Origin of the sequence: Streptomyces sp. HUAS ZL42, from assembly GCF_040782645.1 — a bacterium.
GTDB lineage: Bacteria > Actinomycetota > Actinomycetes > Streptomycetales > Streptomycetaceae > Streptomyces.
This window is the reverse complement of sequence record NZ_CP160403.1, coordinates 7331863-7345585: the sequence shown is the minus strand read 5'-3', so window position 1 is coordinate 7345585 and position 13723 is coordinate 7331863. Positions and strand designations below refer to the sequence as shown.

Annotated in this window: 10 protein-coding genes and 1 tRNA gene; 5 read left to right on the top strand and 6 right to left on the bottom strand. The window is 68.9% G+C overall.

Translation table 11 applies throughout. From position 1 onward, the window contains the following. The first annotated feature begins 3 nt into the window (after positions 1-3). Positions 4-909, top strand: coding sequence for an ABC transporter ATP-binding protein (locus ABZO29_RS33405; RefSeq protein ID WP_367323909.1), 906 nt, complete (start codon positions 4-6; stop codon positions 907-909). Further along, positions 906-1622, top strand: coding sequence for an ABC transporter ATP-binding protein (locus ABZO29_RS33400; RefSeq protein ID WP_367323908.1), 717 nt, complete (start codon positions 906-908; stop codon positions 1620-1622). Before ABZO29_RS33405 ends, ABZO29_RS33400 begins: the two co-directional genes overlap by 4 nt. 76 nt (positions 1623-1698) lie before the next feature. Here ABZO29_RS33400 and ABZO29_RS33395 read toward each other — a convergent pair whose 3' ends face one another. After that, the gene (locus ABZO29_RS33395; protein ID WP_367323907.1) at positions 1699-2355 is read right to left on the bottom strand and encodes an ANTAR domain-containing response regulator; all 657 of its coding nucleotides are present in this window, start codon (positions 2353-2355) and stop codon (positions 1699-1701) included. A 104-nt stretch (positions 2356-2459) separates the two neighbouring features. Between ABZO29_RS33395 and ABZO29_RS33390 the strand changes: the two genes are divergently transcribed. Both ABZO29_RS33390 and ABZO29_RS33385 read left to right on the top strand, forming a co-directional pair. Continuing rightward, positions 2460-2542 (top strand) — tRNA-Leu (locus ABZO29_RS33390). A gap of 85 nt (positions 2543-2627) precedes the next feature. After that, positions 2628-3416, top strand: coding sequence for a helix-turn-helix domain-containing protein (locus tag ABZO29_RS33385; protein WP_367323906.1), 789 nt, complete (start codon positions 2628-2630; stop codon positions 3414-3416). A gap of 38 nt (positions 3417-3454) precedes the next feature. Here ABZO29_RS33385 and pyk read toward each other — a convergent pair whose 3' ends face one another. Beyond that, positions 3455-4891: a pyruvate kinase gene (pyk, locus tag ABZO29_RS33380; protein WP_367323905.1), complete on the bottom strand. Its 1437-nt coding sequence runs from the start codon at positions 4889-4891 to the stop codon at positions 3455-3457. A 156-nt stretch (positions 4892-5047) separates the two neighbouring features. Further along, complete coding sequence (locus ABZO29_RS33375) at positions 5048-5758, bottom strand: SIMPL domain-containing protein (RefSeq protein ID WP_367323904.1); 711 nt, start codon at positions 5756-5758, stop codon at positions 5048-5050. Positions 5759-5908: 150 nt separating this feature from the next. Here ABZO29_RS33375 and ABZO29_RS33370 point away from each other — a divergent pair, with 150 nt between their 5' ends. Further along, on the top strand, positions 5909-7723 hold the full coding sequence (locus ABZO29_RS33370; RefSeq protein ID WP_367323903.1) for a bifunctional UDP-sugar hydrolase/5'-nucleotidase: 1815 nt from the start codon (positions 5909-5911) through the stop codon (positions 7721-7723). A gap of 27 nt (positions 7724-7750) precedes the next feature. Here the strand turns inward: ABZO29_RS33370 and ABZO29_RS33365 are convergent, their stop codons facing one another. From ABZO29_RS33365 to pepN, 3 genes are all read right to left on the bottom strand, one after another. Continuing rightward, complete coding sequence (locus ABZO29_RS33365; RefSeq protein WP_367323902.1) at positions 7751-9163, bottom strand: lysine N(6)-hydroxylase/L-ornithine N(5)-oxygenase family protein; 1413 nt, start codon at positions 9161-9163, stop codon at positions 7751-7753. Further along, positions 9160-10518 carry an aspartate aminotransferase family protein gene (locus ABZO29_RS33360; RefSeq protein WP_367323901.1) on the bottom strand — a complete coding sequence of 453 codons (1359 nt, stop codon included), beginning with the start codon at positions 10516-10518 and terminating at the stop codon, positions 9160-9162. The genes ABZO29_RS33365 and ABZO29_RS33360 overlap by 4 nt, the downstream gene beginning before the upstream one ends. Before the next feature lie 609 nt (positions 10519-11127). Then, a complete protein-coding gene (gene pepN / locus ABZO29_RS33355) occupies positions 11128-13620 on the bottom strand; it encodes an aminopeptidase N (protein ID WP_367323900.1) in 2493 nt (830 codons plus the stop codon). Positions 13621-13723 lie beyond the last annotated feature (103 nt).

Genomic DNA, 13723 nt, shown 5'->3' with positions numbered 1-13723 from the left:
ACGATGACAACCGACACCACCACCAAGGACGCCACCCCCGGCGCCACCGCCCCCGGCGAGACCGTGCTCGACGCACGCGGCGTCACCATGCGCTTCGGCGGCCTCACCGCCGTACGCAACGTCAACCTCACGGTCAACAGCGGCGAAATCGTCGGCCTCATCGGCCCCAACGGCGCCGGCAAGACCACCTTCTTCAACTGCCTCACCGGCCTGTACATCCCCACCGAAGGCGAAGTCCGCTACAAGGGCAACGTCCTGCCGCCCAAGTCCTTCAAGGTCACCGCCGCCGGCATCGCCCGCACCTTCCAGAACATCCGCCTGTTCGCCAACATGACGGTCCTGGAAAACGTGCTCGTCGGCCGCCACACCAGGACCAAGGAAGGCCTCTGGTCCGCCCTCCTGCGCGGCCCCGGCTTCCACAAGGCCGAAGCCGCCTCCCGCGAACGCGCCATGGAACTCCTCGAGTTCGTCGGCCTCGCAAACAAGGCAGAACACCTCGCCCGCAACCTCCCCTACGGCGAACAGCGCAAGCTCGAAATCGCGCGAGCACTGGCCAGCGAGCCCGGCCTGCTGCTCCTCGACGAGCCCACGGCCGGCATGAACCCGCAGGAGACGCGGACCACCGAAGAACTCGTCTTCGCCATCCGCGACAAGGGCATCGCCGTACTCGTCATCGAGCACGACATGCGCTTCATCTTCAACCTGTGCGACCGCGTAGCCGTCCTCGTCCAGGGCGAGAAGCTCGTCGAAGGCGACAGCGCAACCGTCCAGGGCGACGAACGCGTCGTCGCCGCATACCTCGGCGAACCCTTCGAAGACGCCCCCGGCAACGAGGAGATCGCCGAGGTCGAAGCCGCCGAGGCACAGGCCGAGAACAACGCCGCGCCCGGCAAGGAGAACGACCGATGACCGCACTGCTCGAAGTCGAGGACCTCCGGGTCGCCTACGGCAAGATCGAGGCCGTCAAGGGCATCTCCTTCAAGGTCGAGGCCGGCGAGGTCGTCACCCTCATCGGCACCAACGGCGCCGGCAAGACCACCACCCTGCGCACCCTGTCCGGCCTCCTCAAGCCCGTCGGCGGCCAGATCAAGTTCAACGGCAAATCACTGAAGAAGTACCCCGCCCACCAGGTCGTCTCGCTGGGACTCGCCCACTCCCCCGAAGGGCGCCACATCTTCCCCCGCATGACGATCGAGGACAACCTCCGCCTCGGAGCCTTCCTCCGCAGCGACAAGGCAGGCATCGAGAAGGACATCCAGCGCGCCTACGAGCTCTTCCCCATCCTGGGCGAGCGCAGGAAGCAGGCCGCGGGAACCCTCTCCGGCGGTGAGCAGCAGATGCTGGCCATGGGCCGGGCCCTGATGTCCCAGCCCAAGCTGCTGATGCTCGACGAGCCGTCCATGGGCCTCTCGCCGATCATGATGCAGAAGATCATGGCCACCATCGCCGAGCTCAAGTCCACGGGCACCACCATCCTGCTCGTCGAGCAGAACGCCCAGGCGGCACTGTCGCTGGCCGACCACGGCCACGTGATGGAGGTCGGCAGCATCGTCCTCTCCGGCACGGGGCGGGACCTGCTGCACGACGAGTCGGTACGCAAGGCGTACCTCGGCGAGGACTGAGTCCTCGCGGCTGTACGACAAGGCCCGCGCTCCGAGATTCGGGGCGCGGGCCTCGTCGTATGCACGGCTGCGTTTTTCAGCCCTTGGACGCCTTCTTCTCCTCGGCGTCCTGGATCACGGCCTCGGCGACCTGCTGCATCGACATCCGGCGGTCCATCGACGTCTTCTGGATCCACCGGAACGCGGCCGGCTCGGTCAGCCCGTACTCCGTCTGGAGGATCGACTTCGCCCGGTCGACGAGCTTGCGGGTCTCGAGCCTCTGCGTGAGGTCGGCGATCTCCTTCTCGAGCTCCTTCAGTTCCGTGAACCGTGAGACGGCCATCTCGATCGCCGGAACGACGTCACTCTTGCTGAAAGGCTTCACCAGATACGCCATGGCACCGGCGTCCCGCGCCCGCTCGACCAGGTCGCGCTGCGAGAACGCGGTGAGCATCAGCACGGGCGCGATGCGCTCTTCGGCGATCTTCTCGGCGGCGGAGATGCCATCGAGCTTCGGCATCTTCACGTCGAGGATCACCAGGTCCGGCTGGTGCTCGCGGGCGAGCTCGACGGCCTGCTCGCCGTCACCGGCCTCGCCTACGACGGTGTAGCCCTCTTCCTCCAGCATCTCTTTGAGGTCGAGCCGGATCAGGGCCTCGTCCTCGGCGATGACGACACGGGTCGTCAGCGGAGGCACGTGCGACTTGTCGTCGTCGGGCGCGTCTACGGGCTGGGGCGACTCGGGGGCGGTCACGGGGGCTCCTTGTTGCGGGCCGGGCAGGTGCTGCTGCGTATGCAGCCTACCTAGAGGCGGGGACCTGCGGAGACCCGGTACACTTCCCGTCAGCTACACAGCTTGCCCGGTTGGAGGAACTGGTCAGACTCGCGGTGCTCAAACCACCGTGCCTTAGGGCATGTGGGTTCGAATCCCACACCGGGCACCTTCAGAAGAAGCGGAGGCTCACGTTCGCGTGAACCTCCGCTTTTTGCTGCATGCGGTCACGATCAGTAACACAGAGTGGTCGCATGATCTTCCACGGAACTGAGGTTCGACAGAAGGCGCTCACGCTGCTGCGCAGCGGTGCCAGCAACGCAGACGTGGCTCGCAGATTCAGCGTCCCACCGGGCACCGTCGCCTACTGGAAGCACCTGGACCGTGCGAAACGTGGCGAGTGCCCAGGGAAACGCGATCCGAAGTGCCCACGGTGTGACGGCCGAGATCTCGATGCAGAGGCGTACAGCTACTTACTCGGCCTCTATCTCGGGGATGGTCATATCAGCCACTACTCGGCGCACCGAGTGCCCAACCTCATGATCGCCTGCACCGAGACATGGCCCGGCCTCATGGACGACTGTGAGCAGTCCATGCGCGCGGTTTTCCCGGAGAACTCGGTCTGCCGCGTTCGAAAGGTCGGCTGCCGCAACGTGAAGGTGTACTCGAAGCACCTGCATTGCCTGTTTCCCCAGCACGGGCCCGGCAAGAAGCACGAGCGCTCGATCACCCTCGAACCCTGGCAACAGGAAATCGTCGACGCGCACCCTTGGGAGTTCATCCGCGGCCTCGTCCACTCCGACGGCTGCCGCATCACCAACTGGACCACTCGCCTCGTTGCCGGTGAGCGCAAGCGTTATGAGTACCCGCGCTACTTCTTCTCCAACAAGTCGGACGACATCCGGAAGCTCTTCACGAACGCCCTCGACCTGGTCGGCGTCGAGTGGACCACCCTTGCCCGCGGCAGCGACCCGTTCAACATCTCGATCGCCCGCAAAGCCTCCGTAGCCCTGATGGACACCCACGTAGGCCCCAAGCACTGACCACAAAGGGCCCCTCCTCAAGAGGGGCCCCGCGGCCGCTACTTCGGGCTGTCGTCCTCGCCGATGTGGTGCACCCGCACCATGTTCGTGGACCCCGACACCCCGGGAGGCGACCCCGCCGTGATGACCACCACGTCGCCCTTCTCGCAGCGGCCGTACTTCAGCAGCAGTTCGTCCACCTGGTCGACCATCGCGTCCGTCGAGCCCACGTGCGGACCGAGGAACGTCTCCGCACCCCACGTCAGGCTCAGCTGGGACCGCGTCGCCGGGTCCGGGGTGAAGGCGAGGAGCGGGATCGGGGAGCGGTAGCGGGACATGCGGCGGGCCGTGTCGCCCGACTGGGTGAAGGCGACGAGGAACTTCGCGCCGAGGAAGTCGCCCATCTCGGCCGCCGCACGGGCAACCGAGCCGCCCTGGGTGCGGGGCTTGTTGCTTTCGGTCAGTGGAGGCAGGCCCTTGTCGAGGATGTCCTCCTCCGCCGCCTCCACGATCTTCGCCATCGTCTTCACCGTCTCGATGGCGTGCTTGCCCACGCTCGTCTCGCCGGACAGCATCACCGCGTCCGTGCCGTCGATGACCGCGTTGGCGACATCGCTGGCTTCCGCTCGGGTCGGTCGCGAGTTGTCGATCATCGAGTCGAGCATCTGCGTTGCGACGATCACCGGTTTCGCGTTGCGCTTGGCGAGCTTGATCGCTCGCTTCTGGACGATCGGGACCTGTTCCAGCGGCATCTCCACGCCGAGGTCGCCGCGCGCGACCATGATGCCGTCGAAGGCGGCGACGATGTCGTCGATCGCGTCGACCGCCTGGGGCTTTTCGACCTTGGCGATGACGGGCAGCCTGCGCCCTTCCTCGTCCATGATCTTGTGTACATCGATGATGTCGCGGCCGCTGCGAACGAACGACAGGGCGATGACGTCGAAGCCCGTGCGCAGGGCCCAGCGCAGGTCGGCCTCGTCCTTCTTCGAGAGTGCGGGGACGGAAACCGCGACGCCGGGCAGGTTCAGGCCTTTGTGGTCGGAGACGATGCCGCCTTCGACGACCTTGGTGTGGACGCGGGGGCCGTCGACGGCGGTGACTTCGAGGCAGACCTTGCCGTCGTCGACGAGGATGCGTTCACCGGGGGTGACGTCGCCGGCGAGGCCGGCGTAGGTGGTGCCGCACTGGTGGCGGTCGCCTTCGGCGCCTTCTTCCACGGTGATGGTGAAGGTGTCTCCGCGTTCAAGGAGTACGGGGCCTTCGGTGAAGTGGCCGAGGCGGATCTTCGGGCCTTGAAGGTCGGCGAGGAGGCCGACGCTGCGGCCGGTCTCGTCGGCGGCCTTGCGTACGCGGTGGTAGCGCTCCTCGTGTTCGGCATGGCTGCCGTGACTGAGGTTGAAACGGGCGACGTCCATTCCGGCGTCGACCAGGGCTTTGATCTGGTCGTACGTGTCGGTGGCGGGCCCCAGAGTGCAGACGATCTTTGCTCGGCGCATGTTTCGAGCCTATGACTTACCGATCGGTAGGGAATTGGTCGTGCGTGACGACTCAACAACCTTTGGGTGAAGCACTGTTGACAACACTTGAATGTGTGCGGCGGGGTGCTCCGATGAGCGATCGATGAGCTTTGCAGCAAACTCGGGCCGTACGGCTCACAGCCGTGGCGGTGCCATCGTGAATCGGGCGTTCACCGCAGCGTCTACGTGTTGCCTCTGGGGTTCCAGGTCGAGTGGCGGTGCCGCCGTGTCCTCGGCCGCCGCCGTGAAGGCCACGGACCTCATCCGTCCCGGTGCCTGCTGGTAGGGCTGGGGGGCTTCCGCGCCGATGTCGGCGAGTTCGACGAGGGCGGCCAGGGTCGTCCCGAGGGCCTCGGCGTACTCCCGTGCGCGCTGGACCGCCTCGCGGACCGCCTGCTGTCGTGCTTCGCGGTGGGCGGGTGAGTCGGGGCGCAGGGCCCACCAGGGGCCGTCGACCCGGGTGAGCTCCAAGTCGGCCAGTCGGGTGGTGAGTTCGCCGAGGGCGGTGAAGTCGGTGAGTTCGGCGGTGATGTGGACGCTGCCGTGGTAGGTGCGGATGCGTTCGCCGCGGCCGTGTTTTGTCAGTTCCGGGGTGACGGAGAACGCGCCGGTTTCCAGGCGTTCGACGGCCTCGCCGTAGGACTTGACCAGGTCGAGGACTGTTGCGTTGCGGCGGGTGAGGTCCTCGAGGGCGGTGCGGCGGTCGCGGCCGCGGGCGGCGACGGTGATGCCGATGCGGGCGATTTCGGGGTCGACTTCGAGGTGGGCTTCGCCGCGGACGGCGATGCGGGGGGCGTCGGGGGTGCCGTAGGGGACGGCGGGTGGCTCGCTCGAGGGAGACGTCATACGTCCCACTCTGTCATGTCTTTCCCGTTTGTTGGCACCGGAGTTCACAGGTTCGGTCACCAGATCGAAACCTCCGGGACCTGTTGCTGTCCGTCATGCACGGGTCAGAATCTACGCGCGTTGTTTCCTGTTCCCCGAGGAGAACCAGACATGCCGTTGAACCGCCGGAAGTTCCTGAAGAAGTCCGCAGTGACGGGTGCGGGGGTGGCGATCGCGGGCGCGGCGGCGGCTCCGGCGGCGCAGGCCGCGGAGACCACGGATGCCACCACGGCGAAGAAGCCGGCCACGCGGTACTCCCTCACCGTGCTGGGCACGACCGACCTGCACGGGCATGTCTTCAACTGGGACTACTTCAAGGATGCGGAGTACACCGACAAGGCGGGCAACGCGCAGGGTCTGGCGCGTATCTCGACCCTGGTGAACCGGATTCGCGCGGAGAAGGGCCGCTGCAACACGCTGCTGCTGGACGCCGGCGACACGATTCAGGGCACGCCGCTGACGTACTACTACGCGAAGGTCGACCCGATCACCGCCAAGGGTGGTCCGGTGCACCCGATGGCGCAGGCGATGAACGCGATCGGCTACGACGCGGCGGCGCTGGGCAACCACGAGTTCAACTACGGCATCGAGACGCTGCGCAAGTTCGAGGAGCAGTGCCACTTCCCGCTGCTGGGTGCGAACGCGGTGGACGCGAAGACGCTGAAGCCGGCCTTTCCTCCCTACTTCATCAAGAAGTTCCGCGTGCCGGGCGCTCCGGCGGTGAAGGTGGCGGTGCTGGGTCTGACGAACCCGGGTATCGCGATCTGGGACAAGGCGTATGTCCAGGGCAAGCTGGCGTTCCCGGGTCTGGAGGAGCAGGCGGCGAAGTGGGTGCCGAAGCTGAAGGCGCTGGGCGCGGACGTGGTGGTCGTGTCGGCGCACTCCGGCTCGTCGGGTACGTCGTCGTACGGTGACCAGCTGCCGTATGTGGAGAACGCGGCCGCCAATGTGGCGAAGCAGGTGCCGGACATCGACGCGATCCTCGTGGGGCACGCGCATGTGGAGATCCCGGAGCTGAAGGTCACGAACGACAAGACGGGCAGGACGGTCGTGCTGTCGGAGCCGCTGGCGTACGCGGAGCGGCTGTCGGTGTTCGACATCGAGCTGGTCTTCGACAAGGGCCGGTGGACGGTCGAGTCCGTCTCGTCGAAGGTGCTCAACTCCAACACGGTGGCCGACGACCCGAAGATCACGAAGCTGCTGACCGACGAGCACGCGAAGGTCGTGGAGTACGTCAACCAGGTGGTCGGCAGCGCGACGGAGACGCTGACGACGGTCGAGGCGCGTTACAAGGACGCCCCGATCATCGACCTGATCACCAAGGTGCAGGAGGACGTCGTCAAGGCGGCGCTGGCGAGCACGGAGTACGCGTCGCTGCCGGTGATCGCGCAGGCGTCGCCGTTCTCGCGGACTTCGGAGATCCCTGCGGGCGACGTGACGATCCGGGATCTGTCGAGCCTGTACGTGTACGACAACACGCTGGTCGCGAAGCTGCTGACGGGTGCGCAGATCCGGGCGTACCTGGAGTACTCGGCGCAGTACTTCGTGCAGACGGCGGCCGATGTCGTGATCGACCCGGAGAAGCTGACGAACGCGAACGGTCGCCCGGACTACAACTACGACTATGTGTCGGGTCTGTCGTACGAGATCGACATCGCGCAGGCCGCGGGTTCGCGGATCAAGAACCTCACCTACAACGGTGCCGCGCTGGACGACGCGCAGCAGTTCGTGTTCGCGGTGAACAACTACCGTGCGAACGGTGGCGGTGCGTTCCCGCACGTGGCGTCGGCCAAGGAGCTGTGGTCGGAGTCGACGGAGATCCGGACTCGGATCGCGGAGTGGGTGACCGCGAAGGGTGTTCTGGACCCGAAGGACTTCGCGTCGGTGGACTGGAAGCTGACGCGGAACGGCACGCCGGTGTTCTAGTCGGCCTGTCCGTGTGAGGTGGCAGCCTCAGATTCCGTCCCGCAGTGGCGTCAGTGTTTTCGGCCGGCGTGCGGGTGGGATCTGGGGCTGTCGTTGTTGCAGGCCGAAGGTGGTGAAGGCGGTGCGGTGCGGGAGGGGGTAGGTCTCCTTGCCGGTGAGGGTGTTGAGGATGGTGGCGCTGCGCCAGGCGGCGAGGCCGAGGTCGGGGCTGCCGACGCCGTGGGTGTGGAGTCCGGCGTTCTGGACGTGGACGGTGCCGGTGACGCAGGGGTCGAGGACGAGGCGGAAGTGTTCGTCGACTCGGGGTCGGTCGTGGTTGTCGCGGCGCAGGTAGGGGTCGAGTCCGGCGAGGATGCGGTCGAGGGGGCGTTCGCGGTGGCCGGTGGCGAGGACGACGGCGTCGGTGGTGAGGCGGGAGCGGGTGTTCTGCTGGAGGTGTTCCAGGTGGAGTTCGACCTTGGTGGTGGCGAGGCGTCCGGCGGTGCGGACGCGGACGCCGGGGGTGAGGACGACGTCGGGCCAGCCGCCGTGGAGGGTGCGGCGGTAGAGCTCGTCGTGGATGGCGGCGATGGTGGCGGTGTCGATGCCTTTGTGGAGCTGCCATTGGGAGGCGACGAGTCGGTCGCGGACTTCTTCGGTGAGGGCGTGGAAGTAGCGGGTGTAGTCGGGGGTGAACTGTTCGAGGCCGAGCTTGGAGTACTCCATGGGTGCGAAGGCCGGTGTGCGGCCGATCCAGTGGAGTCTTTCGCGGCCTGGGGGGCGGTGTCGGAGCAGGTCGAGGAAGACTTCGGCGCCGGACTGTCCTGAGCCGACGACGGTGACGTGGTCGGCGGCGAGGAACGTGTCGCGGTGGGTGAGGTAGTCGGCGGCGTGGACGACGGGGGCGCCCGGGGCGTCGACGAGTGGTCGTAGGGGGTCGGGGACGTATGGTTCGGTGCCGATGCCGAGGGCGATGTTCCGGGTGTGGGTGCGTCCGAGGGCTTCGGCTTCGCCTTGGGGGTCGAGTCGGGTGAAGTCGACTTCGAAGGTGTCGCGTTCGGGGTTCCAGCGGACGGCGTCGACCTGGTGGCGGAAGTGCAGTGCGGGCAGGCTTTCGGCGACCCAGCGGCAGTAGGCGTCGTACTCTGCGCGCTGGATGTGGAAGCGTTCGGCGAAGTAGAACGGGAAGAGCCGGTCGCGGGTCTTGAGGTAGTTGAGGAACGACCAGGTGCTGGCGGGGTCGGCGAGGGTCACCAGGTCGGCGAGGAAGGGGACTTGGATGGTGGTGCCGTCGATGAGCAGGCCGGGGTGCCAGTCGAAGCCGGGGCGTTGTTCGTAGAAGACGGCGTCGATTTCGGGGAGGGGGTGGGCGAGGGCGGCGAGGGAGAGGTTGCTGGGGCCGATGCCGATGCCGACGAGGTCGCGGGGGGTGTCGGGGTCGGGGCTGGTCCGGGAGGTCATGTGGGGGTGTTTCCTTCCACCAGCTTCAGGAGGGCGGCCAGGTCTTCGGGCCGGGTGTGGGGGTTGAGGATGGTGGCCTTGAGCCAGAGCCGGCCGTCGAGGCGGGCGCGGCCGAGGACGGCGCGGCCGTCGGTGAGGAGCCGTCGCCGTACGGCGGCGACGGTGTCGTCGGTGGCTGTGGTGGGCCGGAAGAGGACTGTGCTGATGGTGGGCGGGGCGTGGAGTTCCAAACCGGGGTGTGCGGCGACGAGGCCGGCGAAGTCGCGGGCGCGGGCGCAGACCTGGTCGACGAGTGCGCCGAGGCCGGTTCTGCCGAGGGTTTTGAGGGTGACGGCGATCTTGAGGGCGTCGGGGCGGCGGGTGGTGCGCAGGGAGCGGCCGAGGAGGTCGGGGAGGCCGGCTTCGGTGTCGTCGTCGGCGTTGAGGTAGTCGGCGTGGTGCTGCAGGGCGGTGAGGTCGGTGGGGTCCTTGACGGCGAGGAGGCCGGCGGCGACCGGTTGCCAGCCGAGTTTGTGCAGGTCGAGGGTGACGGTGTGGGCGGCGTCGAGGCCGGTGAGTGTGCCGCGGTGGCGGTCGCTGAAGAGGAGTCCTCCGCCGTAGGCCGCGTCGATGTGGAGGCGGGCGCCGTGGGCGGTGCTGAGGGTGGCGATGTCGGGGAGGGGGTCGATGAGGCCGGCGTCGGTGGTGCCGGCGGTGGCGGCGACGAGCAGGGGGCGTGGCAGGTGGGTGAGGGCCGTATCGAGGGCGGCGGGGTCGAGGGTGCCGGTGGGGGTGGGCACGATCACGGGGTCGGGCAGGCCCAGCAGCCAGGTGGCGCGGGGCAGGGAGTGGTGGGCGTTGGCTCCGCAGACGAGTCGGAGGCGGGGGCCGTGCTGTTCGCGGGCCAGTAGCAGGGCGAGCAGGTTGGACTCGGTGCCGCCGGTGGTGATCAGGGAGTCGGCCAGGCCTGCTTGCCGTGCGAGGGCCCGTGTGACCTGTGCTTCCAGTTCGGAGGCGGCGGGGGCCTGGTCCCAGGAGTCGAGGGAGGGGTTGAGGGCGGACACGGCGAGGTCGGCGGCGGTGGCGACGGCGAGGGGCGGGCAGTGCAGGTGGGCGGCGCAGAGTGGGTCGGCGGGGTCGGCGGCGCCCGCGGCGAGCGTGTGAACCAGGGTGCGCAGGGCGTCCGGGTCGCCCTGCTCGGGCAGTACGTCCCCGACGGCGGCGCGCACTTGTGCGGCGACGGTGTCCGGTCCGCCTGCGGGCATGGGCCCGCGGCGGGCCCGGGCGCCGGTGTCGAGCGCGTCGAGGACGTCGTGGAGCAACGGGCGTAGGGCGTCCGGGCCTTCGGGGCCTGAGGCGAGGGGTGGGGTGGGCATGGGGGCTCCTGCGGGCGCGGGGGTTCCAGCTTGTCTGTGGTTGGGGTGATGCGTGCGGGAAGGGCGAGGACTGCCCCCGAAAGGGGTATGTGGGGGCGTTGTGGTGCGCCGTGCGTTGGTGCGGGCGTCGTAGGGTCGCCCCCGCCGCCCCTACCCGTCCCTTCCCCAGGGGCTCCGCCCCTTCGACCCCGCTGGGGGCTGCGCCCCCAGGCCCCCTTGCGGGGCTCCGCCCGTGCACCGGCGGCCTTCGCCCACCCACCGCCCGACTCGGTCGGACAGGAGGTGCCCCTCGCCCGGGGCTCCGCCCCGGACCCCAGCGGGGCTCCGCCCCTGCACTCCGCCAAGACTCCGCCCCCGAGACCCCACCAGGCCCCCCTGCACCCCGCCCAGGCTCCACCCCCGAGACCCCACCAAGGCCCCACCCCTGCACTCCGCCAGGGCTCTGTCCCTGGATCCCCTCGGCGCGAACGGCCTCGTCCTCGAACGCCGGACGGGCTGGGGGTCGGTGACCCTTTTCCCAACCGAGTCGGGTGGTGGGTGGGCGTGGGCCGGGGGTCCAGGGGGCGGAGCCCCCTGGCTACGGCGCCGTGTGCGGCGGCAACGTCCCCTCTACGCCTCCCTGACCCGCAGCGCCCTCCCCAGGTCGTCGAGTTGGTCGGCCAGCTTGCGGCGCAGTGCCGGGATGGGGTCGGCGTCGCGCAGGCACTCCTCGCCCAACCGGAGGTTCTCCGCGTCGACGGCGTAGGCGGGAAACGCCCAGCGTCCGGCCGCCTCCGCGATGGCCGGCCCCCGCCGGGCGGCGAGGGCGACGGCGTCCTCGTAGTAGCGCGGCACGTACTCCCGTACGAGGTCGGTCTGTTCGGGCTGCCAGAAGCCCTGGGCGGTGGCGGTGAACAGGTAGTTGGAGAGGTCGTCGCCCGAGAACATCGCCTCCCAGGCCGCCCGCTTGGCGTCCGCGTCGGGCAGGGCGGCCCGGCAGCGGGCGGCGCCCTCCCGGCCGGTGGCGCTCGGGTCGCGCTCCAGTTCCGCGGCGATGGCGGCCTCGTCGGTGGCGCCGAGGACGGCGAGGCGGCCCAGGACGCGCCAGCGCAGGTCGGGGTCGAGTTCGGGGCCGCCGGGCACGGTGCCGTCGGCGAGCCAGGCGGCGATGGTGTCGGGGTGGGCGGCGACGTCGATGAAGTGGCGTACGGCGATCAGGCGCAGGCCGGGGTTGTCGCCGTCCTCGGTGCGGCGGATGAGGTCGCGGCAGAGGGCGGAGAGGGTGGACAGGGCTGCCGGGCGTTCCTCGGGGGTGAGGTAGCGGTCGGCGACCTGGGCGGCGGCGAAGGCGAGGACGCCTTGGACGACGGCGAGGTCGGTCTCGTGGGGGAGGTGGGCGCGGGCGGCGTCGAGGTAGGCGGAGGCCGGGAGTTCGCCGTCGCGGACGGCGTCCCTGAGGGCGTTCCACACGACCGCGCGGGTGAGGGGTTCGGGCAGGCCGGCGAGGCCTTCGCGCACGGCGTGGAAGGAGGCCTCGTCGAAGCGGACCTTGGCGTAGGTCAGGTCGCCGTCGTTGAGCAGCAGCAGCGCGGGGCGCTTGCCGATGGGCTGCGGGGCGGTCTGCGGGACGTCGATGCCGAGGCGTTCGCGCAGGGTGAGGTGCCCCTCGTCGGCGAGGTCCAGGTCGTACAGGCCGACGGCGATGCGGTGCGGGCGGCTGCCGGTGCGGTCGACGGTGAGGGTGTACGTGCCGTTGTCGCCGGAGTCGACGCGGGGGGTGAGGGTGTCGACGCCGGTGGTGCGCAGCCAGGCGTCGGCCCAGGCGTGCACGTCGCGTTCGGTGGCCTCCGCGAGGGAGTCGATGAAGTCGGCGAGGGTGGCGTTAGCGAAGCGGTGGCGGGCGAAGTGGGTGTTGATGCCGGCGAGGAAGTCCTTGTCGCCGAGCCAGGCGACCAGCTGGCGCAGCGCGGAGGCGCCCTTGGCGTAGGAGATGCCGTCGAAGTTGAGTAGGGCGGCGGCGGTGTCGTCGACTGCTTCGGGGGCGACGGGGTGGGTGGAGGGGCGCTGGTCGGCGTCGTAGCCCCAGGCCTTGCGGACGACGCCGAAGTCGGTCCAGGTGTCCGTGAAGCGGGTGGCTTCGACGAGGGTCTGGTAGCCCATGTACTCGGCGAAGGACTCGTTCAGCCAGATGTCGTCCCACCACTTGAGGGTGACGAGGTCGCCGAACCACATGTGGGCCATCTCGTGGGCGACGACCATGGCGCGGGTCTGGCGTTCGGTGTCGGTGACGGCGGAGCGGTAGACGAACTCGTCGCGGAAGGTGACGAGGCCGGGGTTCTCCATCGCGCCGAAGTTGAACTCGGGGACGAATGCCTGGTCGTAGGAGTCGAAGGGGTAGGGCTCCTCGAACTTCTCGTGGTAGCGGTCGAAGCAGGCGCGGGTGACGTCGAAGAGTTCGTCGGCGTCGGCGTCGAGGTGGGGTGCGAGGGAGCGGCGGCAGTGGATGCCGAAGGGCAGGCCGCGGTGTTCGGTGTGCACGGAGTGCCAGGGGCCGGCGGCGACGGCGACGAGGTAGGTGGAGATCAGGGGGGTGGGTGCGGCCTGCCAGCGGCCGTCGCCGAGGTGTTCGGTGATGCCGTTGGCGAGGACGGTCCAGCCTTCGGGTGCCTTCACCGAGAGGTCGAAGACGGCCTTGAGGTCGGGCTGGTCGAAGGCCGGGAAGACGCGCTTGCAGTCGTCCATGGCCAGCTGGGTGTAGACGTAGGTCTCGCCGTCGGTGGGGTCGGTGAAGCGGTGCATGCCCTCGCCGGTCCGGGAGTAGTGCATCGCGGCGTGGATGCGCAGTTCGTGCTCGCCGGCGCTGAGGTTCTTCAGGGGGAGCCTGTTCGCGTCGAGGGAGTCCGGGTCGAGGGGCTGTCCGTCGAGGGTGACGGAGTGCAGCTCGGCCGGCTTGATCTCGACGAACGTGTCCGTGTTGTCACTGTCCGCGCGGGTGGTGAACCGGATGACGGTGCGGGAGTCGAAGGTCTCGTCGCCGGTGGTCAGGTCGAGCTCGATCGTGTACCGGTGGACGTCGAGGAGCTGGGCACGTGTCTGCGCTTCGTCGCGCGTCAGTACGGACATGAACGACATGCTGCCTGATGGCACCCACCACGCACAGGGGCGGATCGGTACGTGCGTTATGTCCCTTCTCGCGCCGGAGCCGACGCTTGCCCCCGGGGCGCGC